Origin of the sequence: Marininema halotolerans (genome assembly GCF_900116235.1) — a bacterium.
GTDB lineage: Bacteria > Bacillota > Bacilli > Thermoactinomycetales > DSM-45169 > Marininema > Marininema halotolerans.
In genome coordinates, this window is sequence record NZ_FPAA01000001.1 from 129,346 (window position 1) to 153,856 (window position 24,511).

General features: G+C 43.7%; 24 protein-coding genes and 1 tRNA gene. 7 read left to right on the forward strand and 18 right to left on the reverse strand.

Annotation, left to right across the window (positions count from 1 at the left end):
• Nucleotides 1–104: 104 nt before the first annotated feature.
• The 8 genes from CHX35_RS00640 to CHX35_RS00675 all read right to left on the reverse strand — a co-directional run bounded on the left by CHX35_RS00640 (nt 105) and on the right by CHX35_RS00675 (nt 8,461).
• A complete protein-coding gene (locus tag CHX35_RS00640; RefSeq protein WP_091832316.1) occupies nt 105–821 on the reverse strand; it encodes an ATP-binding cassette domain-containing protein in 717 nt (238 codons plus the stop codon).
• Nucleotides 818–1,612, reverse strand: a complete 795-nt coding sequence (locus CHX35_RS00645; protein WP_091832319.1) for a hypothetical protein — start codon at nt 1,610–1,612, stop codon at nt 818–820. The genes CHX35_RS00640 and CHX35_RS00645 overlap by 4 nt, the downstream gene beginning before the upstream one ends.
• Nucleotides 1,587–2,189 (reverse strand): RNA polymerase sigma factor, encoded by a 603-nt coding sequence (locus CHX35_RS00650; protein WP_091832322.1) that lies wholly within the window; start codon nt 2,187–2,189, stop codon nt 1,587–1,589. The genes CHX35_RS00645 and CHX35_RS00650 overlap by 26 nt, the downstream gene beginning before the upstream one ends.
• On the reverse strand, nt 2,182–2,889 hold the full coding sequence (locus CHX35_RS00655) for a hypothetical protein (protein WP_091832325.1): 708 nt from the start codon (nt 2,887–2,889) through the stop codon (nt 2,182–2,184). The genes CHX35_RS00650 and CHX35_RS00655 overlap by 8 nt, the downstream gene beginning before the upstream one ends.
• On the reverse strand, nt 2,886–5,024 hold the full coding sequence (locus CHX35_RS00660) for an ABC transporter permease (protein ID WP_091832329.1): 2,139 nt from the start codon (nt 5,022–5,024) through the stop codon (nt 2,886–2,888). The genes CHX35_RS00655 and CHX35_RS00660 overlap by 4 nt, the downstream gene beginning before the upstream one ends.
• Nucleotides 5,021–7,123, reverse strand: coding sequence for an ABC transporter permease (locus tag CHX35_RS00665; protein WP_091832332.1), 2,103 nt, complete (start codon nt 7,121–7,123; stop codon nt 5,021–5,023). Before CHX35_RS00665 ends, CHX35_RS00660 begins: the two co-directional genes overlap by 4 nt.
• Nucleotides 7,120–7,992: an ATP-binding cassette domain-containing protein gene (locus CHX35_RS00670; protein WP_091832335.1), complete on the reverse strand. Its 873-nt coding sequence runs from the start codon at nt 7,990–7,992 to the stop codon at nt 7,120–7,122. Before CHX35_RS00670 ends, CHX35_RS00665 begins: the two co-directional genes overlap by 4 nt.
• A gap of 229 nt (nt 7,993–8,221) precedes the next feature.
• Nucleotides 8,222–8,461, reverse strand: a complete 240-nt coding sequence (locus CHX35_RS00675) for a hypothetical protein (RefSeq protein ID WP_140413508.1) — start codon at nt 8,459–8,461, stop codon at nt 8,222–8,224.
• 280 nt (nt 8,462–8,741) lie between these two features.
• Here CHX35_RS00675 and cshA point away from each other — a divergent pair, with 280 nt between their 5' ends.
• On the forward strand, nt 8,742–10,202 hold the full coding sequence (gene cshA, locus CHX35_RS00680; RefSeq protein WP_091832341.1) for a degradosome RNA helicase CshA: 1,461 nt from the start codon (nt 8,742–8,744) through the stop codon (nt 10,200–10,202).
• Between the two features lie 166 nt (nt 10,203–10,368).
• Nucleotides 10,369–11,157, forward strand: coding sequence for an EcsC family protein (locus CHX35_RS00685; RefSeq protein WP_091833397.1), 789 nt, complete (start codon nt 10,369–10,371; stop codon nt 11,155–11,157).
• Nucleotides 11,158–11,378: 221 nt separating this feature from the next.
• Here the strand turns inward: CHX35_RS00685 and CHX35_RS00690 are convergent, their stop codons facing one another.
• The 5 genes from CHX35_RS00690 to CHX35_RS00710 all read right to left on the reverse strand — a co-directional run bounded on the left by CHX35_RS00690 (nt 11,379) and on the right by CHX35_RS00710 (nt 15,691).
• Complete coding sequence (locus tag CHX35_RS00690) at nt 11,379–11,561, reverse strand: hypothetical protein (protein WP_091832344.1); 183 nt, start codon at nt 11,559–11,561, stop codon at nt 11,379–11,381.
• Complete coding sequence (locus tag CHX35_RS00695; protein WP_091832347.1) at nt 11,561–12,160, reverse strand: restriction endonuclease; 600 nt, start codon at nt 12,158–12,160, stop codon at nt 11,561–11,563. The genes CHX35_RS00690 and CHX35_RS00695 overlap by 1 nt, the downstream gene beginning before the upstream one ends.
• A 128-nt stretch (nt 12,161–12,288) precedes the next feature.
• Nucleotides 12,289–13,083, reverse strand: coding sequence for a subclass B1 metallo-beta-lactamase (gene bla, locus CHX35_RS00700; RefSeq protein WP_245838570.1), 795 nt, complete (start codon nt 13,081–13,083; stop codon nt 12,289–12,291).
• 421 nt (nt 13,084–13,504) lie between these two features.
• A complete protein-coding gene (locus tag CHX35_RS00705) occupies nt 13,505–14,779 on the reverse strand; it encodes an MDR family MFS transporter (RefSeq protein ID WP_091833403.1) in 1,275 nt (424 codons plus the stop codon).
• 420 nt (nt 14,780–15,199) lie between these two features.
• Nucleotides 15,200–15,691 carry a DinB family protein gene (locus tag CHX35_RS00710; RefSeq protein WP_091832350.1) on the reverse strand — a complete coding sequence of 164 codons (492 nt, stop codon included), beginning with the start codon at nt 15,689–15,691 and terminating at the stop codon, nt 15,200–15,202.
• Nucleotides 15,692–16,026: 335 nt separating this feature from the next.
• Between CHX35_RS00710 and CHX35_RS00715 the strand changes: the two genes are divergently transcribed.
• A complete protein-coding gene (locus CHX35_RS00715) occupies nt 16,027–16,866 on the forward strand; it encodes an SDR family oxidoreductase (protein ID WP_176391807.1) in 840 nt (279 codons plus the stop codon).
• 291 nt (nt 16,867–17,157) lie between these two features.
• Entirely contained in the window at nt 17,158–17,469 is a 312-nt protein-coding gene (locus tag CHX35_RS00720; protein ID WP_483869399.1) for a YhfM domain-containing protein, read from the forward strand.
• A 285-nt stretch (nt 17,470–17,754) separates the two neighbouring features.
• Here CHX35_RS00720 and CHX35_RS00725 read toward each other — a convergent pair whose 3' ends face one another.
• The 3 genes from CHX35_RS00725 to CHX35_RS00735 all read right to left on the reverse strand — a co-directional run bounded on the left by CHX35_RS00725 (nt 17,755) and on the right by CHX35_RS00735 (nt 19,772).
• Nucleotides 17,755–17,934: a hypothetical protein gene (locus CHX35_RS00725; protein WP_091832355.1), complete on the reverse strand. Its 180-nt coding sequence runs from the start codon at nt 17,932–17,934 to the stop codon at nt 17,755–17,757.
• A gap of 408 nt (nt 17,935–18,342) precedes the next feature.
• Nucleotides 18,343–18,876, reverse strand: coding sequence for a hypothetical protein (locus tag CHX35_RS00730; RefSeq protein ID WP_140413509.1), 534 nt, complete (start codon nt 18,874–18,876; stop codon nt 18,343–18,345).
• A gap of 233 nt (nt 18,877–19,109) precedes the next feature.
• Entirely contained in the window at nt 19,110–19,772 is a 663-nt protein-coding gene (locus tag CHX35_RS00735) for a nucleoside/nucleotide kinase family protein (RefSeq protein WP_091832361.1), read from the reverse strand.
• Nucleotides 19,773–20,212: 440 nt separating this feature from the next.
• On the opposite strand from CHX35_RS00735, the gene CHX35_RS00740 reads away from it, so the two are divergent.
• A complete protein-coding gene (locus tag CHX35_RS00740) occupies nt 20,213–20,668 on the forward strand; it encodes a hypothetical protein (protein WP_091832364.1) in 456 nt (151 codons plus the stop codon).
• A gap of 435 nt (nt 20,669–21,103) precedes the next feature.
• Here CHX35_RS00740 and CHX35_RS00745 read toward each other — a convergent pair whose 3' ends face one another.
• Nucleotides 21,104–22,336: an LPXTG cell wall anchor domain-containing protein gene (locus tag CHX35_RS00745; protein WP_176391808.1), complete on the reverse strand. Its 1,233-nt coding sequence runs from the start codon at nt 22,334–22,336 to the stop codon at nt 21,104–21,106.
• A 567-nt stretch (nt 22,337–22,903) separates the two neighbouring features.
• Nucleotides 22,904–22,979: transfer RNA gene (locus CHX35_RS00750), tRNA-Ala, on the reverse strand.
• Between the two features lie 189 nt (nt 22,980–23,168).
• On the opposite strand from CHX35_RS00750, the gene CHX35_RS18115 reads away from it, so the two are divergent.
• The gene (locus CHX35_RS18115) at nt 23,169–23,378 is read left to right on the forward strand and encodes a site-specific integrase (RefSeq protein WP_425435288.1); all 210 of its coding nucleotides are present in this window, start codon (nt 23,169–23,171) and stop codon (nt 23,376–23,378) included.
• A 664-nt stretch (nt 23,379–24,042) separates the two neighbouring features.
• Nucleotides 24,043–24,423 (forward strand): hypothetical protein, encoded by a 381-nt coding sequence (locus tag CHX35_RS00760; protein WP_091832373.1) that lies wholly within the window; start codon nt 24,043–24,045, stop codon nt 24,421–24,423.
• Nucleotides 24,424–24,511: the final 88 nt, after the last annotated feature.

Below are 24,511 nucleotides of genomic sequence, written 5' to 3' on the forward strand. Positions count from 1 at the left end.
TTCGTACATGATTTTCTCCACTATAAGGGAATTGATTGCTCCTTGTCAACCGATAACCATGGCGTTGACCTGCAACCTATCAGAAACTTCTGTACGAAGCGCTTTTATTTAACGCTTGCCGCAAAGAAGTCCTCCAACCACGTACCCTTCACTTTTGTAAACCCTTGATGGATAAGATTTCCTTCCTCCAATATACAAAGTGTTCCCTCCATGCTAATGTCCTCCAATTGATGTGTACTCATGATCACCATGCCCCGATGAGCAATTCGTTGAATATGGGCTTGAAAAAACAAACGCTCTTCAATATCAAGTCCAACAAAGGGTTCATCCAAAATCAAAATGTGAGGATGGTGAAGCAACGCTTGCACCAATCCGACTTTTCGTTGTTCCCCTCCTGATAATCCCTTCATACGCTTTTTGCGTAGTGCCGCCAATGTGGGATGTCGAAACCATGACTCGAGTACTTCTGAAATGATGCATCGCGCGAGACCATGATGAATCGCCACAAACCGCAAATATTGCTCGACGCGCATCTGTGGATAGCCAGTAAACACTTGTGGGACGTACCCTAGAAACCTTCGTACCTCCCGTGCAGGGATTTCCTCCCGCCCTCCTTTGCTTGAGCGACGGGTAAAGTGCACATCCCCCTCAAAGGGAGACACCACACCCGTGAGCAGCTTTAACAGGGTGCTTTTCCCCGCTCCATTATTGCCTACCACATAGGTCATCCCTTGAGAAAAGCGATGACGAAAGGGATGGAGGATGCGAGTACCTGTCAACACAGCACCGGCATCTTCCCAATGAATCTGCCAATCCTTCAAATCTCCCGCCTCCTTTGGGAGATGTACCAAGCTCCAAGGAGAAGGAACGCTACCACCAGTGAAACGAGTTGCACCGGACGAAAGCTTAGCTCCTCCGTTTGGACCATCAAGGATACTTCAGGCAATACCTTACGAGCAAACCACTGCCCTCCCCAAATCATAAGACTCACGCTAAGAGATGCCCCCATCCCCCATCGTTCAGCCATGACAAAGGTAATCACAGCAAAGAAAAAGAGGGGAATCGTCCACTGCCATAAAAATAGCCACCCATTATCCAATCCAGGAATAACAAAGGAAAAGGGGATCGCCAAGATCCACTGAAAACCCATCACCATGCATAATCGCACAAAGGTCTGTGCAGCGAGGGAATATACACTCAATCGCTCTAACATCGCCATCCCTTCATTCTGTGGGCGAAAGGTATAGGCAATTGACAGAACAATGGTAAGGGTGACTGCCTGAATCCAAAACACCCCTGCCTCATCTTTTGGTACTATGGTGATCGACTGCGCCCCAATCATCAGTGAAAAGCAGATCATCCATCCCGCTGACATCAGCCAACTTCGCATTCCATAAAAGGACCATTGGGAGATAATTAGATCCATCCACCCACCCGTTTGGTGATCTGAAGGGGCGACCTCTGCTTGTTTTTCTGGCTTTTGCGCTTGTTCTTTCACACGGGCAATCAAATCCAACGTATCCTCCGGTGTAGGTACTGGGGTAGTAAAGGATGTCATCCGACTCATCCATTTTTTCTCTAACTCATCAAGCTCTTCCCGTTCTGACTTCACACTCCCACCCCCCCTCATCATTCGCCTCATTCAAATGGTTTTCTAATGCTTTTAGCCCTCGACTCACTCTACTTTTCACCGTATTAATCGGAAGATCCAGCACCTCAGCAATCTCCCCATAAGTTAAATCCTGATAAAACCGCAGATAAAGGGCCATCCGATTCGGAATAGAGAGCGTATGAAGCGCCTCAACCAACCATTGACGGTCCGCATGACGATCCGCAAAGGTGACAACCTCTCCCTTTGGTTCTTGCAACCATTCCATCGGCCGCTCGTGCCGAGTGGATGCTTTTTTCCAATGGTCTTTACATACATTGGTAGCAATTCGATACAACCATGGTTTAAACCGCTCTGGAACAAACCCCTCCTCCGCTTGCTGAAACACCCTCATCAAGGTTTCCTGCACAAGATCCTCCGCCGTTCGTTCATGCAAGACTAAGCGATAAATATATCCGAATAAAGAGCGATGATGACGAAAAACTAGTGCATCAAAGGCATGATGATTTCCCTCTGCTAGCTCCCGCATACTCGCCTCATCGTTTTCTATGCTTCGATCTGCTCCATCTGACTCACTCATTCTCTTGACTTCCCTCCCATCCCATTCGTTGTCGCCAATTCGGTAAGGTATATAGCCAGCCTCCACACAACAGGAGGATCATTCCCCCGATTCCATATCCGATCCGATTATAAATCATCCAATGGGGCCAATCATTTCCCTGTAAGACGATGTCCATCACCCCTTGAATGTAAAGAATATTGCCGCGTTCATTTCCTAGCACATCCCCTAGCGTCCACATCAATCCCCAGCCCATCACACCAGTAATCAAGCCACCTACTGTCCGCCCCGTTAAAGTCATCCCAATGAAAAAACAACCTACGACGGCGATATGCCATGGTGCAAATACCGCTAAGAACCCCCAGCTCGATGGACTACCATCCAATGTCCACCACGTCCATCCGGTAATGCCGAGTAGATACATGCCACCAGCCATCATCGTCCGCTCCAACACTACCCGTCCCACCGTTACAGGGGTGGAACGAGCCACGTCAAATAAACCAGCATCAACCTCTGCACTAAAACACTCTCGTAACCAGGTGATTAACCATAATAGAGACAGCCCCTCCCCAATATAGTAGAGTTCGCTATACTTAATCATAAGTACTTGGCTACTCACGATTCCTGAGCCGAGGATCAAGGTGAGAAGGATCCAAAAGGCAGGGGTCCGTAATCGACCGCGTAGGATGATCCACCCTCGTAACCAAGCACCGCCAATCATGGCTTTTCCTCCTCGTTTCGCTTTTCATAGCGCTGTATGGACTTTGCCAGCGAAAAGTCCTGTGCGCCTTCTCTTCGATACTCCTGATAGAGAAAACGGACAATCTTTTGGTACTCTTTTTCATTTTGCTTGTCGATGTCTGAAAGAAGACGCGCCGATTTAATCACGGAGGAATTATCTTCATCCTCTAAAGTAGCTGTTATTTTTGCGTAATGGAAAAAGTCCTTAAATTGCTTATGAACCTCCTTGGATAACCCCCAGATAATCGCTGTCTTTAATAAATCGGAATCAGGATCGACTTCTAAATTTGACCCAATTCGTTCCACAGGGTTCCATAGCATCGCCTTATGCTCATCATCCTCTTTTAGTAGGGATGTTGGCGAACGTTCATCGATTATTTCCACTCCATCGTCAGTGAACTCTTCCAACCAATTCACTTGATAAAAGATAGGCGAAAAGAATAGTACTTTTGGCTTCACCGAGTCTCCTAACCATTGATGCACCCTTCGCCAAAAGGGTAGTTGTTCGGCAATCCCCTTTTTTGTGATCGCCATCAACTCAGGAGGGGCCACGATTTGAACGCCTTTATAATTCTGCTGGGCGATCTGACCCGCTACGAGGGCAACACCATAGACCGATGCACCCTGGAAGTGGTCTTGCCCTTTTGCAGGAAGGGTAGAGGCCATTGGTAGGGTTGTCACTTCTCTTGAAACGGTCACATCAAAGTCGGTTTTTACCCGCTCACGCATCAAGACAGGGTTTACATAATATTGGTTATTAGCCTCCCATTCACCTTCCCCCACACCAAGTCGACGCTTACCGACTAAGGGATACCAACCATCTTCTTTCCGTAGCAAAAGGCCCTCTTTCTGAATAAAACCGGTTTTTATACGTCCCGCCATGTTCCATATCCGTTCGGGGTTCCCTTGATACTGAAGCTGGAACGCAAAACCTTCCCCATGGGAGATGGGTTCTTTTAACTGCAAGTGCACCCAGTCCCCTTCCCTTGACCAACGACTCACATTCTTGCCGTACAGCTTCTTTACCTTAAGCCCGTGATATAAGGTCACCCATGCCTCCCTTTTGTTCGAATCACTTTCATTCACGATGTAGCCCTTTCCATCGACCTTCATCCAGTGTTCCTTGGGGAGGGAGAGCGTTAGTTGGAGACTTTTCATCACCCACCCTTTCACAGCTCGATCTATTGCGTGTTGCTCCCTATATTCACTACCTTTTATGGCATACACTTTCCCCTCTTGTTTGTATGCCTGCAAATCACTGGCAAAATGTGAATAGCGCATCCCGCCACACCCGATTGTGAGCAAGATAGTCAGCAAAGTCATTACAACCACCCATCGATTTTCCAGAGGATTGCGGCGGATACGAGCCAGCCACCCCCAGCCCAAGGAGAGAATCAGCAAAGTGATCCCTAACATTACACTCTGATGCAACATGCCCTCTTGCCATTGCAACCCGGTGCCCCAAATGCCATACAAGGAATCAACATTATCCGACATACCTAAGGGGGTGACTATAAACCAAATCGGTGAGGTAAGTAGGTTATTGCCAATCCCTAAGTTTAACCATAGCCAGGTAAGCAGGAGCCACCCTCCCACAACCAAGAGGTAAACCCATCCCCCGCGGAAAAGAGTGGAGCATACGAATGCGCAGGTATAAAAGAACATTAATCCCGTGCCCATCATTACCCCGGTATACAACAAGTCGGTTGCCAATAGAGCTGTCGAGACACCACCCCATAGGTACCAGGCTCCTTGGATCAGGACGGTAAGTAGGGTATATAGCCCGATTCGTCCTTGTCCACTCAGCCACTGTCCGCTAATCCAAGCGCCATTACTTACTGGGGAAGTCATCACTACCTCTGCTAGGGAACTGAAACGGACCTTCCGTCCTTCATACACCCCCCAGATCGCCACGAACAGCATCAGTAATGGCAACCCTTTACTAAACCATTGATAGAAAGTAAAGCCACGCATCGCTGTGTGGTCCGATGCCAACTCAAAAGAACCTATGATCCATCCCCAACAAATTAGATACAACCCGACGATCACCCACGTTCGAACCTGTCGTATCCACTGATCACATTCTCTCTGACAGATAGCGAGCATCATCCTCATCCCTTGTGACCTCCTCTCTCCTTTTGTTCAAGGCGCTGAATCGCTTTTCGCATTGTGAAATCGTCATTCCCTTGGCGTAGATACGCCTGATAAAGGGAACGAATTCGCTCTTGATACACCCTTCGTCCATGCTTGTCCGCCTCTTCTAAGTAAGTGATCACCTTTTTTTGTCCGTCAATCCCATCGACTCCTTGTTCCTCAATAAAGTGAGCCAACCGATTGTGATGCTGTTCCCTTAACTGGCGAGACATCCCCCAGGTGATCGCCGCCCGAAAGAACTGGGTATCCGAACTGTGATTAGGGACGGGAAGCCATCCCTTGATCGTTGTTCCCTCATCTTCCGCCATCAGTTGTTCAAGTCGTTGCACTCCCCATACACCGACTCCCTGATCGGTAAAGCGCTCATTGCCTGGATCCACTTCATAACCCGTCGGCAAGAACAGGATGGCTTCAGGTTGTACGGAGGTACCTAGTTGCTTCTTGATGTCCTGCCAAATCGGCTGTTGACGAGCGATGATCTTGCGAGCACTTGGGATCATCTCCGGCGGAACGACGATGTTCGTTCCCATGATCTTCATGTGAGTAAAATGCCCTGCCAAAAGCATCGCCCCATACTGTGAGGAACCCTTAAAATGATTGCCTTTTCCTTTAGAGAGATTGGATGTAAAGGGGTAAGGGGTCAAGGGATCGACTACTGTGACATCGAAGGTGGTACGTCCCTCCTCAGACATCACAGTAGGTGCGAGGAAATCCCGCCAGGGTACATGCTTATCCACCCAAGAATCACCTAAATCCCGAAGACCCAATAGCGGATACCACCCATCCTCTTTCCGCAGAAATACGCCCTCCTCTTCCACCACCCCCGTTTTCACACGCCCCGTCTGTTGCCAAATCCGCTCAGGGTTCCCCTGATAGCGGAAATGGATGTTGGTAGACTCTCCCTCAGCAAGGGGCTTTTTAAAGTGCAGATGGATGCCATCTCCTTTGCGTGACCAACTAGCGACGTTCTTACCTGTAATCGCTTGGATCTTGAAGGAATGATAGAGGGTCATCCATAGCTCCCCCTTCTTTTTCCTACTGTGATTCACCACCTGACTCGAGCTCTTCACAACCAAAAACCTCTCCCTTGGAAAGGAGACGTTGAGTTTCATCGTCTCTAATGTCCAATTGACCTCGGATGTTTTCTTTTTTTCAATGGAATGGGCATAAAATTCCCCTTCTTTTTGATACCGCTGCCACTCCGAAGCGATACCCTGGTAGCGTAAGAATCCTAGGCACAAAAAGGGAATGAACAGAATTCCGATCACTGGAAGGTTCCATTTTCTCTCCCAAGGGATCCGGCGTTTCGGAAGAAAGATTCCCCATGCAATCCCCAATACGAGCAGGGTCAGCATCGCAATCATCCCCTGATGGAGAAGCCCCGATGCCAATTGCAAGGAAATACCCCATCCACTATAAATTTCATCCACCCATACATATAAGGAGGCAGGCATGAACAGGGACAGCATGGGATGATAAGCATGGATATCATGATTCTCCACCTGGCTCCACACCCAAAATAACGCAAGCCAACCACTAGTGACGAGGAAATAGATCCATACTCCCCTCCCCATCATACCGAGGGAAAAGCCGAGTGCGTGGGAAAATAGCACCCCGCTTCCTACCATCATCCCTGTGTAAAAAACATCGTTACCAAGCTGAGTAGCGGGCACCCCTCCCCATTGATACCAGAGAAATTGAATCATGATGGTAAAGAGGGTCCATAGCAATACCCCTATTGCTTGACTCATCCACCGCCCCCACATGAGTTCTCCATTACTAATAGGGCTTGTCATCATCAATTGTGAAAACTCACTCAGTCGCGTACTTCGCGCTCCATAAACCCCTATTAAACTAAAGAAGAGCATGGCAAAAAACAGGATGTAATTTAAACGATTAAAAAAGAAAGCTCCGCGCAGTTGTAGAGGAATCGGCTCTATTTCCATGGGAACAATGACCCACAACCATAGTGCAACGTACGCGATATACGCAATCCAAATCTTCTTTTTTCTTAATAATAGACCACATTCCCTTCGGACGACCGCGACCATGGTACTCAATAGTCAGTGTCACTCTTTACCGTGATTAAATAGCCATCTTCCATCCCAGGTTCAAGGGGCTTCGCATTCGATACAGGCGGCTTATCACCGATCACACGCAACACAGCCATATTCTTTTCTTGTCGGCTCGCGGTAACCTTCCACGTGCGAAGGTGCTTTTCATACTCGGTAAAGGGTACCGTTACTTCCCACACCCGATTCGTCGCGATATTCCTCAAATCGGCTACCGAGCCATTAAAGGCGACACTTCCTCGATGTAAGACCGCAACCTGTTCGCAACCCGCTTCAATATCGCTAATAATGTGTGTAGACAAGATGATCAGCCGATCCTTACTCAGCCGGTCAATCAAGGTACGGAAGCGAATTCGTTCAGTAGGATCCAACCCGGCTGTAGGCTCGTCCACAATTAAAAGCGAAGGGTTCCCTAAGATAGCTTGGGCGATCCCGAGACGCCTGAGCATCCCACCCGAATATTTTCTTACCTTCTGCCTAGCCTTCGCTGTTAAATTAACCTCCTCAAGAACCCTTGCCACTTGTTTGTTACGATCCTGTTTGTTTTTTATCCCCTTCAGCGTTGCCATATAATGAAGGATCTCCTCGCCTGTCAGCGAACCGGGAACTTGAAAGTGTTGGGGAAGATAACCGAGTCGCTTTCTGATCGCATGACCTTCCTGCTTCAGGTCAAAGCCACAAATGCTCACTCGCCCCCGTTCTATAGGCTCCAACGTACATAAAGTACGTAATAACGTGGTCTTGCCTGCCCCATTGGGACCTAATAATCCAAATAAACCCGTCTCCATTGTAAGGTTAATATTTCGCAGGACTCGCAAGGAGCCATATTGTTTTGAAAGTTCCTCAATAACAACCATTCTTCCCCTCTCCCTTCACCTTGTCTTCCTTTTTCTACTCCTTACACGAATGGATGAGGAAAAAAGTTGCACCCAAGTATTGCTTGCATAAAAAATTTTCCTCAGCAAATGATTGCTGAGGAAACCATACACTTGCATTTAAGGATAAAACGAACTGCCTAAGGATCAATTAATTTATTTCGCTTAAGGCTCTTCTCGTCTCGTCTTTTGCGCAAAAACGGCGGGATAATCAGTATTTAAGAATCACTAACCCCTGTTTTAACGCAATCGTACCAAAGCAGAGCCCTGTCCCATTGGCATTCAAGGCTTCAAAGCCATAAAAGGATGGAATGGCTAATGCCATACTGGTACGCTGTAGAATTCGAACACGTAAATTACGACTCTTTACCGATCTTTCTCCTTTCACCACTCGTTTCATAGACAAGAATATGGAAATTACTAGCTCAGGTGCTCTTGTATTCTCTAACAAACTATGAAGAGGAATCCTATTTCGCTTGGGTAAATGATGTTTTTTTTAAAAGATCGACACACCCAAAGGGATTGACAACATAGAAAGTAGGTTAAAATAAAAAAAGTGTTTTTAACCAGTCACTCATCAATGACTCAAGGGCCATCCGCGACCTCCCTAAAAAAAAGGTTTTCCTTTGCGCCGAGACTCGATATGATGGGTTAGGTCAACACTATAAAGAACGGTTTCATATACCGGGATTAACCGTCCCGACATGCGGGACAAAAAGGAGACTTAAGCATTGACTACTTTTCATGAATTGGGATTGGATCCACGTGTGATCCAATCTTTAAGTAACATGGGTTTCGAAGAAGCAACTCCGATCCAGGCAGAAGCACTCCCCGTGGGTCTATCCGGCAATGATTTAATTGGACAAGCCCAAACAGGTACAGGAAAGACCGCTGCCTTTGGGATTCCACTCATTGAAAAAGCAGATCCCTCTCTGGATAGCATCCAAGGGATCGTCATTACCCCCACGAGGGAATTGGCTGTACAAGTCGCTGAAGAGCTTAATAAAATTGGACAGCATAAAGGCATTCGTACCCTTCCTGTTTATGGAGGGCAAGATATTGAACGACAAATTCGTTCCTTGAAAAAACGCCCCCAACTGATCGCAGGGACACCAGGACGACTGTTAGATCATCTTCGGCGACGGACCATCCGCACCGATCAAGTGGTTATGACGGTATTGGACGAAGCGGATGAAATGCTGAACATGGGCTTTATTGAAGATATCGAAGCCATTCTTGCCCAATTTCCTGATGAACGCCAAACGCTTCTCTTTTCAGCTACCATGCCAGAACAGATACGACAATTGGCCGTTCGTTTTATGAACAACCCCCAAACCATCCGGGTAAAAGCCAAAGAGATGACGATGCCTCGCATTCGTCAGCAATTCTTAGAAGTACCGCAACGGCATAAGTTTGATATCCTTTGCCGTCTGCTAGACATTCAATCCCCAGAACTTGCGATTATCTTTGGCCGTACGAAAAAACGCGTGGATGAACTTGCCGAGGGGCTAAACAAGCGAGGATATTCCGCCGAAGGAATTCATGGTGATCTAACCCAGGCTCGGCGGGACACCGTCATGCGCCAATTTCGGGATGGAATGATTGATATTCTAGTGGCGACTGACGTTGCGGCACGGGGCCTGGATATCAGTGGAGTCACCCACGTATACAATTTTGATATCCCACAAGATCCTGAGAGCTATGTTCATCGTATTGGCCGTACAGGTCGTGCTGGCAATGATGGTTTGGCGATCACCTTTATCACCTCCCGTGAAATCGGTCATCTACGCACCATCGAACGGCTCACCAAGAAGCGGATGGAACGTTTGCCCATCCCTTCAATGGATGCTGCGATGGAAGGGCAACAACGCCTTGCCATGGACAAACTGAGCGGTTTGGTAAAGGAAGGCGGCTATCAGCCTTATAAAACCCTTGCCGAAGAGCTTCTTGAAGAAACGGATTCCGTCACACTCCTCTCTGCAGCACTCAAATTGCTCACCAAAGAACCAGACACCACACCCGTACGCATCACTGAGGACTCTGGATCATCCTTTGGAAAAAAAGGAGGCGGCGGCGGCCGATTCCGAAAAGGTGGCGGTGGAGGCGGCGGTGGTTATAAACGTCCTCGTTCCAGTGGACATAAAGGTGGCCATCACTCTGGGAACCGGCGGCGTCAACATCGTTCCCAATAACCCCTTTCATATTCTGAATTTCATCAACACAATAACCCCCCATCTTCCTAGACGAAGAAGATGGGGGGTTTCTTTACTTTTCCTTATGCAGGGGAACCCTCTATTAAAAACGAATAACAAAGAAACGAGGTGACATTCATTGTATACAGAAAACGATACCCTTCATATGTTAAACGACGAGCTCTCGCTGATCGCCAAATGGGAATCTGAACAAGGAGACCTTTGGATTTGGGAGAAAATCGGCCGCCTTCCCTTTGCTTTGTTGGACAAGATCACCCCAAGTCGATTGCGTAAGTGGTTAGGGCAAGCTTTGGATGAATTAGGGGCCTATATTCAAACCGGGGGACAATACTTAGTCAATGATACCCGTGTTTTGCAACAACTTGCGACGGAAGAGTCTATCGCTCCTCATACCCTTACCCTCAACGAAGTTCATAAGCTCTCCATTCGATCCATGAATCGAACCGCAGAATCAATTAAACAATCCCGAGTTCAATTAGCCACCTATCAAGGGGCTACGACAGGAATTGGGGGATTACTCACCCTGTCGATTGATATTCCATTCCTTCTTGGCCTCTCCCTTAAAGCCGCTCAAGAGATGGCGCTTTCCTATGGGTACGACCCCCTCGATAAAAAAGAGCGAATCTTTATTGTGCAGTGTCTTCAATTTGCCTCTGCGGATTATGTAGGGAAGCAAGCCATCCTGCAAAACTTATCCACCTTTCACTCAGAAAATCCCGAGCGTGAATCCATCTCTCAACTTCAAGGTTGGCGGGAAGTGATGGCCACGTATGTGGACAATCTAGGTTGGAAAAAACTATTTCAATTCATCCCGATTGCTGGGATACTTTTTGGGGCTTGGATTAACCACTCTACTGTCAATGACGTGGCAGAAGCAGCCCAAATGCTCTATCGTAAGCGCCGTGTTCTTGAAAAATTAGAGTCTCTCCAGTAAAACAGGCATTTGCCACTGGTTCCCTTGCGGATAGACGGGCATAGGATACTGTGGCTAATGTATGAACCCAATAAGGAGAGATGCCCTATGGAACATGGAGGACCCATGATGCCGTATTATTCCCCACCCAGCTATTCGCCCATGCCCATACCATACCCAGTCATGCAACCGTATGGTCAAGGGTGCATGATCGAATTAGAGCAACTCATCCAGGCCTATCATCATAGCAAAAGAACCACTCGGATGCTCAAGCATATGATGCAAAGTTGCCCATGCCCACCCCCTGACCCTTGTGGTTGCGGATATAGTCCATGCATGGGATTATGCAACACACCTGCCAACCCGGCAAAATAAAAAGCGTCCATCGGACGCTTTTTATTTTTCTTCTGTACAAAGTTTTTCATCAGCCCTCCTGAATACGAAGGTCTTTTCCCAATACATCCGATTTCATATAAGCGTCCCAAGCTTCTGCTTGAGTCGTAACATTTTGCAACCAGTACTCCATCAATAGACATCCATCGATCCATTCGATTCCTACGTCTTCGGCATAGGACTTTGCACTGTTCGTAAAGGAACCACCGGTTATCACACAAGCACCTGCAGCCTTTTCCTTCACCATCTGCGAATGTACGATGGCAATCGATTCAAAATCCAGCGGTTCATTTGACTGCTTGATACAAACCAAGTACATTCCTTCTGGACGGCGATGATAAATATCCACTCCCAATCCCTTTTCTGGAGGGGTAAAGGAGAGGGTGCCTCCAAAACGTGTAGCCAGTACTCCAGCGACAAAGCGCGGAAAATGCTGTGGATTCTTCTCCTCATGCAAACGCTCACGAAACGCGTAAATCAGGGTCTCTTTAATTTCCTTCGTTGAACCCAGATAATTGACTTGAACGGATTGAAGGGCCGACAATTGACGGGATCGCCGAATCAGTTGAACCAAAGCGATCACTAGCACAAAGATTGCTCCTGCTGTTACCATCCATTCTGTAGGAATCACATATTTCTCCTCCTTCGGTCGGTCTCTATTCTAGTATCGTCGATACTAAATAGCCACAAACCCACAGGAGTAAGATTCCTTCCATATAGAATACGAGCAGGCTTCGCCTACCCGTCATCCTCCACCGATTATTGTTTCAGTAAATCCAACGTATGGGTTAGTAACTCTTGATCTCCCCAATCCCCATGACCCGGAACAACCAGTTTCGCCTGGGGATAGCGATCACGTACATTTTGAATCGTTTTTGGCCACGCCGTCATATTGGCATCATCCGTATTACCCATGGTTGTCGCTTCCAAGGACTTTACTAAGCAACCCCCAAACAATACCTGATGTTGTGGCAACCAAACCACGATGTTGTCTTTGGTATGACCTTCTCCTAGAAAAGCCGTCTCGATAATCGTATTCCCTACATGAAACCGAGGATGTTGATCCAATAAAACATCGGGTCTCGGATACCCCGCTTTCTGTGCCAATCGCGCGGTCTTTAATGTACTTCGCACCTCAATTCCTGCTTTCTTCAAGGTGCGTATTCCTCCGATACGGTCTTCATGGGAATGGGTAATTACCGCCACGGTCACCTTCCGCTCAAATTGTTGCCGAATTAACGATAGCAGCTCTTCTGTCAACGTATCATTCCAAGAGGAATCGATAAGAACCAATCCCTTGGTCGTTTGAATTAACATGCCATTGGAGGGCACACGGGATGCCCCTTTATAATCACCATAGGTGGTATGTACCCAAACCCTTGAATTTATTTGTCTCAACTCGACTGTCTTGTCTGGATTTGTGATCACGTTATTGGAAAGAGGCTTTCGTGCAAAGGCCATTTCTCCATGATCACCCACCGTTGTGAAACAATATCCCCCTAACAAAAAGACACATAAGAGGAATACAATAGCCCATCTTTTTGAGCGATCCACTTCGCCATCCTCCTTTTCCCATGTTAATATTACGTTCTCTCCTTAAATATAATCTCCTTCCTATAACAAATTTTTACTACTTAGGACCTACACTGAAAAACTTCAAAGGAGGATCCTCTATCCTCCGTTGTATGTTTTAATCACTAATCACTCTCTAATTCCCCCTCTAACAAGTGCTGGCTTCCATGCTCTCGCATCTTACAAACATCATTTGTTATGAAAGTATAGGTGATATCCTTGAATCCATTGGATCATTATATGGAACTCCGCCTACGCTATCGCAATATGGCAGAGGACGAATCACTATCGATCAGCCGCGAAGAATTATTCGAAGCACTCATCCGCTAATGGTTTCAGTAATAAAACAACACCCCCAGGTGGAGGTGTTGCTTTCGTTTACATCGGACTCTTCTCCCTGTTTTCACCCTTCCAGAGCCACGTTTTCCTTTTTGGCCATATTAGCCTTTTCTGTACGGTTTTGAAGGTCATCCATAATGACGTAGAGAATGAACATGCCCGTTAATCCTACACCCGTTACGATTGCAGTCGTTAACCATGAAGATAGAAAACCACTGATGGTAATCGTTAGTGATGCAATCAACATCGATAAATTGACCGAGATGGTAGAAACCGCCATATATGAACTTCTCGCATCCTCCGGAGGTATCGCTGCTAAATACGATTGTTCAACGGGGACTCTTATCATTTCGCCAATGGTTGCGATTACCATCACGAAAACGAGCATCCACATATTCGTTAAGTAGGTCATCAAACCAAAACCCACCGTAAACATCAATAATCCAACCTTTAGCACAGTTTTATCACTATAATTTCTAACTAGCTTTACGGTTAGAATGGAAAAAGCGAGAACGAGTATGGTATTTTCCGTTCTTAACAAGCCAAGTGCTTGAACCCCATCCACCTGCAAAAAAAGGAAATGTTGATTTGCAATTTTTTCATTTAATCGGACCCCAATATAATTGGTCAATTGCAATTCCATGGAATACAACAGAGTATCCGCTACGATAAACCAAACAAAGAGATGATCTCTAAAGACTAATTTATATTGATTCAATAATTTAATGACATGGGAAGAAGCCTCTTCCTCCTGCTCTTGCGATCGGATATAGCTTTCCTGAATAAAAAAGACGACTAGCACCGTGCTCACCATGGCACCGAGTGATAACGCGATCATCAGCTCAAAGAGGTGCGTAGCAAAAAAGAAACCGCCGATGATCGCTCCAATCCCAACAGATAAATTAAATGACCAATACACAATGGAATACATCAGTTTCCGTTGTTCTGGCTTACTTACATCAATCAGCATCGCCTCATTCGCCGGGCCGGATAACCCCCAGCAAATTGTATTCACCGTCATCATCAAGAAAGTAATAAAAGGCGAATGGTACCACGGTGAATTACATAGTAACATCGTCACAAATGCTACCAACCGAAGGGTTTCAGCAACCATGAGGGATTTTTTTCTACCGTAATGATCTGCTACGTATCCACCGATGAATTTAACGACGATACCAGCAAACACATTGAGGATAAGTAACATCCCAGCAACTTTTACACCATAATATTTCGCGATGTAGATTGCCATAAAAGGAAATATCATACTCGATAACGCATTACTTAGAAAAAATTCGAATATACGTATTTTTATATTTAAATGAAAATCTTTAAATTCCACTTTCATTCCCCCCTTGGCCAATGTATCCAATTCAGCTGTAAAAATCATTTATTTGTGGTGTCCGGCGAAGGAGATCCTTACACCTTTACTGATAAAAATTCATACGTCAACCTCATCATTTCATTAATTAGTTTTCTACATTGATCATGGGTTTCCTGCTAGAACAAACCCCTAAAGTTAATAATTCAACCACTAAAAGCTAAATAATGTTGCAATCACTTGTAATTATGTAATTTTAATCCATAATTACAAAAGCCATTCTATCAATCGTAAATAAATCTATTTCCTTTCGGCTCTATTCAAATAATGGACGTATATTCAACATTGGTAACCTTCTACTGCCATGACAGAACGAATCTTACATTCCACACAAAATAAGCCCCCCTCCATTCATGTAGGGGGGCTTGGCAAGCCAAATCATTAAGCTGGATAACCTCCACTTGGTGGTGGCCATTCGCTAAACAACCGGCGAATAAACACAATTTGGCCAAGGTGATACGAATTGTGTGAAGCAATATTCCTTAGGGTATGTATCCTTGTTTCCTCAGGCCGGATCGCCAACGGTTGATGCAACTGATCCCCCTTAGCAATATCGATCGCCTGATCCACACCTTTTAGAAAGCTGTCGATTAGCTCTTTCCACACCGTTTCACTCACTGCATTTTTTTCAGAAGGCCATGACTCCATCACATGGGATGGTAATTGAGGCTTTTCATCTTGAGCAACTCGAAGTAAAAACGCTTGCCAATAGTTCATATGACTTAGCAATTCATAAATGGTATGGGGTTGTCTCTCTAGTGTTTTACCTGCAAGCTCCCAACTAATATCAGGTAGTGCTTTGTGGATCGGAAGGTGTCCACGTTCTCCCTTTAGCGATTGTACAAGCGCTGATGAAATGGCTGTATCAGACAATGAATCCTCAACTCCTTATAAAAAGACAGGGTAATCGATCACATAGTATCGTCATATCAAGTAGATTACCACACATCCAGCTATAACATCCACTTACGATTATAAGTAATTAAATCTAAATAAATTACAAAATATATTAATTTATTAATATATTAAACAAATATTTAATTATAATTATCTTTATTTTTGATATTGCATACATGAAATGAGCACCTGTAAATGGATCTTAAAATTACACTTGAACTAAAAATGTAATTTGAGTATACTTAGTTTATTAAGTTCACCAACAACTTACATGGCAATTGATGATTGTCCATATAAAGGAGAGGTTTTAAGTGGATAAAGTAATGTGTATTACAGGTGCTTCATCAGGTATTGGATTAGCTACCGCACTCAAGTTTGCTGAAGAGGGTTGGAGGGTCTATGCGGGCACACGAAATGTGCAACGGGATCAACAACAATATGCGGATAAAAAGAATCTTCAATTTATCGAAATGGATGTCGCTCATCCTGATTCCCTCGAAGGTGCATTTGACCAAATCAGAGAAACGGAAGATCATATCGACGTGCTTTTTTGTAACGCCGGCGTAGGTTATTTACGATCCTTAGGGCAGGCATCCGTTGAAGAAATTCAGCAGATCTTTAATACCAATGTCTATGGGGTCATGCACACCATTCGCGCTGGACTTCCCCTTTTACAAAAAGCCGACCGGGGTTATCTCCTTGCAACATCGAGCGTCGGTGGACTGGTTGGACAACCCATGAATGAAATCTACTGCGCTAGTAAATTTGCAGTGGAAGGGTTATTAGAGAGTTTAGCTACCTACTATCCACCCTTTTTTAATATTGATGTGACCCTTCTCGAGCCGGGTGCCATCGACACAAACTTTGGGCAAACCGTGATGGAAAACCTCCAAGCTTCAGGTGGCATTATCGAGGATGAATACAAACCTGTAATCGATGCCTATATCAACACCTTTAGAAAGAGACACGTGGAACCACAAACTCCTGAATCGGTGGCGAATGTTGTCTATCACCTCGTACAGATGGAAACAAAACCCCTGCGTGTTCGCTCCTCTGAAGCGGCAGAATCTTTCTCCCGCTTTAAGACAGAAAAAGATCCAACCGGTCTTGAAGGCATGTACAATACACGAAAATTACAGTTGGAGTTGTAATCTTTCGTGAATTGACAACAATGTTATCTTAAAAGATTCTTACCTAATAAAGTCATGCATCGTGGCAAATCTATGCTACTGATGCATGACTTTTTATTATTTTATTCCTCACCCAACAACTTAAAACCGGATAATTCACACAACTATCTTCGTTCGATTGTATAATGGATATGAACGAATCAACTGTAAATAAGGGAGGGATTACCTATCAAGCATATTTTCTTCGTAGTCACCATCTTCGTTCTTATCCCCGCTATATCTGCATGCCAGTCATCGCAAGCCATACGATCGATTGCTGTACAGGAGAGACAAACGAACGGCAGTCTAGTTCCAAGTGTGAAAATTACAGAGAAGTCGAGAATTAAAAGACTTCAAGCCATTTTTGATGAAGTGAGTTGGAATAAAAACGTAATTGCAGACATGGTACACCCTTCTGATTTTGAAGTTGAGGTAGAATTTGAAAATAAAGGCGAAGAAGAACCCTATTCGATCTGGTTCACTAAAGGTAATGCAGAGATTAAAAGTGAGCAAAAGGGGTATGGGGTGACCCATGGTAAACAAGGACAAGAACTGCAATCGCTATTGTCATCAAACCACGAGTAACAGTAGGGTAGGATCGAAGATATCGATTGTCCATTAATTAAGATGATGAACCATAAGGACATCGAAGAGTGGAGGCTTCGGGGATAAAGCAAAGTTGTTAGCGCTCTAACATAACCGGTTAATCAAGTTAAACCCTTAGAATGGAGGACGGATAAATCTCTTTTTCCTCACTGCCTCTGTAGCCTATCGAGTTATCGCCAGATATAAAAAGAAGCACAGGTGACTGAACATTACCTGTACTCCACCCTAGCCATCATTCAGGGAACCACCCATCAACAACTTGATCTATCTTTTTTTATTGATCGCATCCCTGAGCGCGATTACAAATGCAACGATAATGAGTACAAACCCACCGATAATACCGATGGAAATTGCGTTCGCGTAATATGGATACAAACCATTTCCCATGATAATAAAGAAAACGGATAGTAATGTTAGATAAACCACAATGGGATTTCCTTTCATCACGATCCCTCCTCCCGAAATTGAATATGGACTCTTTCCGTTGCTAACCGATTTATATTATTTAATACACTATACCACTATACATTTTAAACGCAAAGTTATTTACCATTTTAAATATATAAGAGATCAGATAATATACAAACTAATAAGATTAACAGACAAATACAACCAATAATTTAACAACATCATCCACGAAATTTGGAATATGAAAAATAGACTTACCTAACCAAGAGTAGTCGGTACTTTTATCAAAAAATACCGACTACTCTTGCCAAATTCCGTGACTTGAACCTTCACAACATACCGAGCTGGTTCTACTCGAACATCACTAACCATAACCCATCATGATCTTCACCTTACATCAGCAATCTACAGCATGAATACAATGCGTGCTACCCTACCTTTTTGCTAAGTGTTTCCGGTGGTTCTCGTGTAAGTCGCCGTTACTTTAAGATAAGGAAGGCCACCAAATGCCGCTGACACTGGCCCATACACGACTGCCGTTCCATTCTCAAATGCCCCTTGCCGTATCGCAAATTCTCCCCCAGCAGGTAAGATTTGAATCGCACCATCAGGTCCTACTGTGTAGGCAATGGTTTGCCCTGCTCTAAGAAATACAACCCGTTGATTTTTCGTTGTCACTCGCTTCGTTGTGATGCCCCGCAGCTTCTTTCGATTTTGAATCTTACTTCTTGCTGCCGGCGGGGGAGGAGCCACCGCTGGAGTCGCTTGAATCGTAATGGGGACCCCACTCGCCATTGGATTATTCACCGTATATACTGTGTGATAAGTTCCTCGCCCTAATGCTCCACCACTTTCTGAAACGGTTCCAGTCTGATAAGGAGCCGACCAAGCAAATTGCGCCCCTGTTCTCGCCCTCGCTCCGACTGCGGGTCGATCTACTATACGTAGTGGATTCACCGTTTCCACATCAATCGTCATTGCATCATCTCCTTTTTCATGCACTTACAATACATGCATCCTCAAAGAAATTGGAACGGCAGATAGATAACAGCCAAAAAATCCTACCCTGCAAACTTACAACGTAACAAAAAACCACTCCTCCCGTTCATTGAGAAGTGGCTTTTTACACCTAGACATCGTTGGTTATCAATCAACTTACTAACCTCCACAGAGGGTGCTTACGCTGTTTTTCTAGTGGATCAAGTAATCAGTTATCGTATGATGACCGCAGGATTTTGCAAATCGTTATTCATGATGACTACATTGGCACTCTCCTTAGGGGAATGCTCTGTTAAATACCGTTCAGAAGCAGCATGATATCTTTTGATGAACATCGCCTCTGCCTTTTCGACGCTTCCAAATGATCTCTCATCTCTTTGTGCCCCTCTTTTTCTTGCAACGTCAAAGGATGTATCCACAAATATCTTATAATCAAATTGATTTGCTAAAACTTCTTTAAAAAGAAAGGTTCCATCCACCACCAAAACCATATCGGAAGTTGCCAGTTTAGGTACCGGAGTAACTGGTTCATCTCTAGCTAAATCAAAAGAGCTCGTTTGATACACCCGGTCGCCTCCAGGACCTAACGGAATTAATAATTTGTCACGAAATGATTCATAATCATGAGCATCCTCGTAATACCCTTTAGCGGAATCCTTGCCTTGCCTATACCTTATCTTTCTACAATTGTGAAAATGATCGATGCTTGTTCTTATGACATTTTTGCCTCTATGTTCAATTTCCTGTGCTATCTCGTTTGCTACCGTTGTTTTGCCAGACGCTGTTATCCCACTCACCCCTACACGAATCGGATGATTACAATGTAAAGATAAAATGGAATCCACTATATTTTTTATCTGTGTGTGACGTACCATCCTTCCCCCTCCTAATTTTGATCGGATTGGCAAGTGATCCATATCTATTAAGTAGAATATAAATGCTTAACCTCTAAGAAACATATCACACAAAAAACCACGAAATAGGCTCTTCGTCATAGTAGCGTCTGATGTCGCTAAAATACTGGTGTTCTTCGCTTTTTCCCTTGTAATCACCTTAAGTCTCGTTTTCACCTCCATTCTCGAATAAAAAAACAACCTGGCTGAAATGACGAAAATAACGAAAAATCATTGGAACAGTGGCAATGCTCTAATCGATTACCTTCATGAACTCCGCTTTTCACTTCCACAACACGCCTATGCTATCACCTTTAATTCTTGCAATCATGGCTTTTATACTGCTTGAAAAGCACAACCAATGTTCTAAACAAAAGAATAAACTATACTGTCCAATCGTAGAAAAGGAGTGAGCATACTGTATGAACCACAAAAAGGTAAGATCCCAAAAATCAAAGACTCCCCTCGTTCATTCTTTAGAAGTTGCAATTCCCCAATTCTCTGAAAGACTCCTACCTGAAATAGGAGTGGGATCGGGTTTTCCACTTATATTAATTCGAATTGGTATTAGTGGGGCTGTGAATCCACGAACCGGACTTTTTAAATTAACAACATTCGATCTGGTTGACCTATATAACCGTAAAGTAGGGAGAAAACTAAATAACAAAACACTAGTAGGCCCAAATACGAAGATTAGAAGAAAAACATCATTACCAATTCTACGACTTCCTTTTCAACCATCAGTATTAAATATATCAAAGTTTGTGTTTCTGAAATTAAATCCTATTTTAAATAGAAAAGAATTAACATTAGAGTTTGTTACAGCCACTTTTACTGATGGAACAGGAGTGACCAAAAGAAAAGATTTTCGCAAATAAAATATAAAGTATAATTAATTTATATTTTAATATGTTAGGTGGATTTATTCAAATAAATAATAGCAATAAATTAAGCCCCTAGAGTATAATAAATAAAAAGAGGGCGCTTTTTTATTTCTAGGTGAAGAGTTAATTTTGCACATGGGTCTTTCCCGATACCATGTACCATTGACACGAAAGTATAAAAAATCCACCCGCTTTCGCGAGTGAAAAGGATTGAGGCTTGAGTTCTGAGAAAACTCCTTATGGGAGCCGTTTAAGCTCGTTTTAATTCAAGCAATACAAAATATATATCAAAAACGCTATTGTTGCGTGAAGAGACGCTGTTAGCGCTGAAAGAACTACTATATATCAATGCTATTTAAAGGGTTAAATTTATCATTGTTTTCCTTAAGCAGCAAGTCATTAACAACCCTAGCATTTACGCATTATTACTTAGCCTTGGAAAGACCTCCGTTTCCAAAGGAACCCGCTTAAAAATAGACCTACCAAAACCAAAACTCCACCAAGCAGCGTAAATAATGGTGTGTCTGACCCTGTTTTCGGCATTACTTTCCCTGGCTTGATATCATTTGCAATCTTATCCTTTTTCTTAGGAGTACCAGAAGCTGGTGGTGTATCCTTATCATCGATGGGTGTAATTATACTAGCTTTATCTTCTTTTACCGTAATATCCGTATCCCGATTCAACCCACCTTCATAACCATCAATCGTCCCTTTGAAACCAACCCAAGTAGTATAAGTCCCTGGTTTCAATTTATCTAGTTTATGAGAAAAGCTAAGACCTTTATGCGGATCAGACTCAAAGCGATAACTAACATTTCCTTCGTCATTCTCAAGTAGGATATTCCAGATACCCTCTGCTTCTTTTGCTTCGGTCAGTTTAAGATCTAAGGTGTTTTTACCGTCAAAAGTTACATCAATAATGACCTCCGGCATCGTGAAGGGTACCACTTCTTTCAGAGTCACTTCTTTCCCATCCACTTTCCCTGTAAAGGTGACTTCAATGTTATATTTACCAGGTTTCACTTCAAAGATTTGGCTCGCTTTAAGACCATTCTCAGAGACCTGTAGACCCTCTTCGCTTTTGGACTCACCGTTCAGTTTAATATCCCAATTACCCTCTGCTTTGTTCGCTTTAATTAGATTCTTGTTAGCATCAACAAGACTAACATTTATATTCAAATAACGTTTCTCATAGGTATAAGGTTCAATAGAAGCTAATGTATAAACACCCAAGTTGATATCCTGTGGTTTCTCGCTATTTTGGTTCTTATCCCCAGTACCGTCCTTTGTATTCCCTATGTCGATAGGAGGGGTTCCGCGGTTGACAGCCTTCACTTTCACTTCCATGTTGGATGTTAAGGACTGATCCACACCATCTACTTTACCTGTAAAGGAGACATTCAGTTGATGTTTACCAGCTGGTAGATCTTTAAAAGTAGTTTCACCTTTATTACTGGATTGCTTCTTGTCAGCAATGTTAAATGTATAAGTACCCTCTACAACCTTATCGCCAGATACGGAAGCTTTCACATACATACCGTCCTCTTTTTGCTCTGGAGTTACTGTCAGAGTTAGACCCGTTTCTGCTAACGCTGTCAAAGGAACCGACACAATCCAAAGCAACATAAATGCAAGCAGTACTGCTAACCAACCTCTACGCAATGTATCCACCTCGTTCATTAAATATGGACAAACCCTCACTTATCTCTATACTGTTATTCGCAGAGAGGGATCACTTTTGTGTCACTTTTACGCTTTTTATTCTTTTGTTACCCATTTCCAACAAAAATAAGAACTTTACACTAGGTCAACTGAACCATATTAAATAACCTATAGAGCGTTATCTTGCCGCATTTATTCGGTAACCCATGTTACCCAGTTCTGTTATCACCAGGCTCACACCATTCCGCCACCTCCCCGCTGCCCAATCGCTTAACATTTTAGTTTATAAATTAATATTTAATTGTTACTTAATTATACACCATATTACTATCAAATAGCTAACGATATCTAAAATTAACACTACATATTAAACATAATTTTACCTTAAATAGTAAGTGTTATTCGTTGTCCTTGGATAGGTGGTGTTTACTTTAAGGGTTTAAAACGACAAAAAACCACTCCCCGTTAATTTCGAGAATTGGTCGTAAGATGTAAAAAGGTGTCGCAACGCGACTACTACATTTTACACATGATCCAAAACACTAAAAAATCTTATATGACGCTGTTTGGTGGAGCATAGCGGGATCGAACCGCTGACCTCTACACTGCCAGTGTAGCGCTCTCCCAGCTGAGCTAATGCCCCGTGGTTTTCCTCGTTTTTTCGATGTTTTGTGCCCTAGGATTTTCCTGCGACCACTTCTCCACCTGATAAACGTGTACCATTATATAGCGGTCGTCAGATACAGGAGGAGCCGCCATTTTCGCAATAGACGGATGAACCGCCTCTCCTCCGCTCCTAATCATATTAAATACATGCCAACGTTTTAAGTTCATAGCATCCTCGACAGTTAAGGCAGGCATTAAAGACAATATAAATACCCACAGTCTGCGGAAGACATGGGCATATTGGCGATTCGTTAGCGGAGAAAAGACCGCGCTCATCTCCAAAGCGTTGAACCATTCGAGCGAGCGCGAGACATACTGTTATCTCGGTTTTAACCAAGATGAAATGGATCGGGTGTACGGAGGTATTGAATTGTAGTTTGTAAAAACTCCTTCTGTGCACCCTTCTAAGATTGTTTCTTTTCATATTAATGTAATAAATTTATATTTTAAACTCGTAAAACCCTGTTTTTATTGAGCTGAGAGGGTGTTAAACTTATAGAGATACTCTTACATTATCGGGAGGCGTCTAATGATAGATAAAAAGATACAAGCAGTTGTCTATCTTGAGCGTGATTACAAATAATGTGTCAAAAACGATTATCAGTAAAAGTGTACGACTATGGATTACTTGACTATGTTACCTTAAACGAAAAGGTAGGACATATCAATTATGAACTTCGACCTATTGAATGTCCCCGTGATCGGAAACACTGACGAATATGGAGTAACTAGAACCGCAGAAGATCAGGCGGAATATGATCGCGGACTAGAAAAAATTACGCAGGTGCGGGAGAAGAGAAAGATAATTTTTGGATGGGTACAGCCAATTCGCTGTGGGTAGGAAATAAGAAGTCCTCTTTTAATAACAGTTACATGGACTTCTGTACTTTGTCCGATTTCCCTACAATAGGTAGGTATATCGGAATAGAAATAAAACTTTCAAACTTATAATTTCACAAGGTATATGTGCAATAATTATCTTGACAACAAATTGGTATGATAGTAATATTTTAACGAATCTTAAAAGGAGGAATTTACATATGTTAAAGAAACTTGGAATTACTTTTCTCGGTTTATCTCTTCTTACTGTTGGAGTTGGCGCGTCTGGCCTTACACCGAATGAGGCTCAAGGTATGAGCTATAATGGGTTCGCTAAGACCGGTACTGTCGAAGTAAAAGCTGAAGTTTGGTTTACTCCCAGCTGGAAAGTAGCTAATGGTGCTGGTTATAAACTGAAGCCAGGAAAGTATGTACAGCGAGCTTATGTTCGTATTCAAGAAGGAGACTATGATTCAGGACGACAAAAGACAAAGAGAGCCAGTAGTAAAAAGGATAAAAATCAATATTTTAAGAGCACCAGTAAGTGGAATAATCCTGCCAAAACAATGAAAGTTAACTATGGATGGGAATACTTTAAATAATTCGACCTCAATCTGAATCGTCTATTCAACTCAATGAACACCATAATCCTTGTCTAGGTCTAGGCAAGGATTATGGTGCTGTGTTCAT

Coding starts and splice junctions, on each gene's coding strand:
- CHX35_RS00740 (WP_091832364.1), top strand. CDS start 20,213: ATGAACCACAAAAAGGTAAGATCCCAAAAATCAAAGACTCCCCTCGTT.
- CHX35_RS00660 (WP_091832329.1), bottom strand. CDS start 5,024: ATGAGGATGATGCTCGCTATCTGTCAGAGAGAATGTGATCAGTGGATA.
- CHX35_RS00760 (WP_091832373.1), top strand. CDS start 24,043: ATGTTAAAGAAACTTGGAATTACTTTTCTCGGTTTATCTCTTCTTACT.
- CHX35_RS00690 (WP_091832344.1), bottom strand. CDS start 11,561: ATGAAAAACTTTGTACAGAAGAAAAATAAAAAGCGTCCGATGGACGCT.
- CHX35_RS00735 (WP_091832361.1), bottom strand. CDS start 19,772: ATGGTACGTCACACACAGATAAAAAATATAGTGGATTCCATTTTATCT.
- CHX35_RS00670 (WP_091832335.1), bottom strand. CDS start 7,992: ATGGTTGTTATTGAGGAACTTTCAAAACAATATGGCTCCTTGCGAGTC.
- CHX35_RS00655 (WP_091832325.1), bottom strand. CDS start 2,889: ATGATTGGCGGTGCTTGGTTACGAGGGTGGATCATCCTACGCGGTCGA.
- CHX35_RS00725 (WP_091832355.1), bottom strand. CDS start 17,934: ATGAAAGGAAATCCCATTGTGGTTTATCTAACATTACTATCCGTTTTC.
- CHX35_RS00685 (WP_091833397.1), top strand. CDS start 10,369: ATGTTAAACGACGAGCTCTCGCTGATCGCCAAATGGGAATCTGAACAA.
- CHX35_RS00650 (WP_091832322.1), bottom strand. CDS start 2,189: ATGAGTGAGTCAGATGGAGCAGATCGAAGCATAGAAAACGATGAGGCG.
- CHX35_RS00730 (WP_140413509.1), bottom strand. CDS start 18,876: ATGACGATTGATGTGGAAACGGTGAATCCACTACGTATAGTAGATCGA.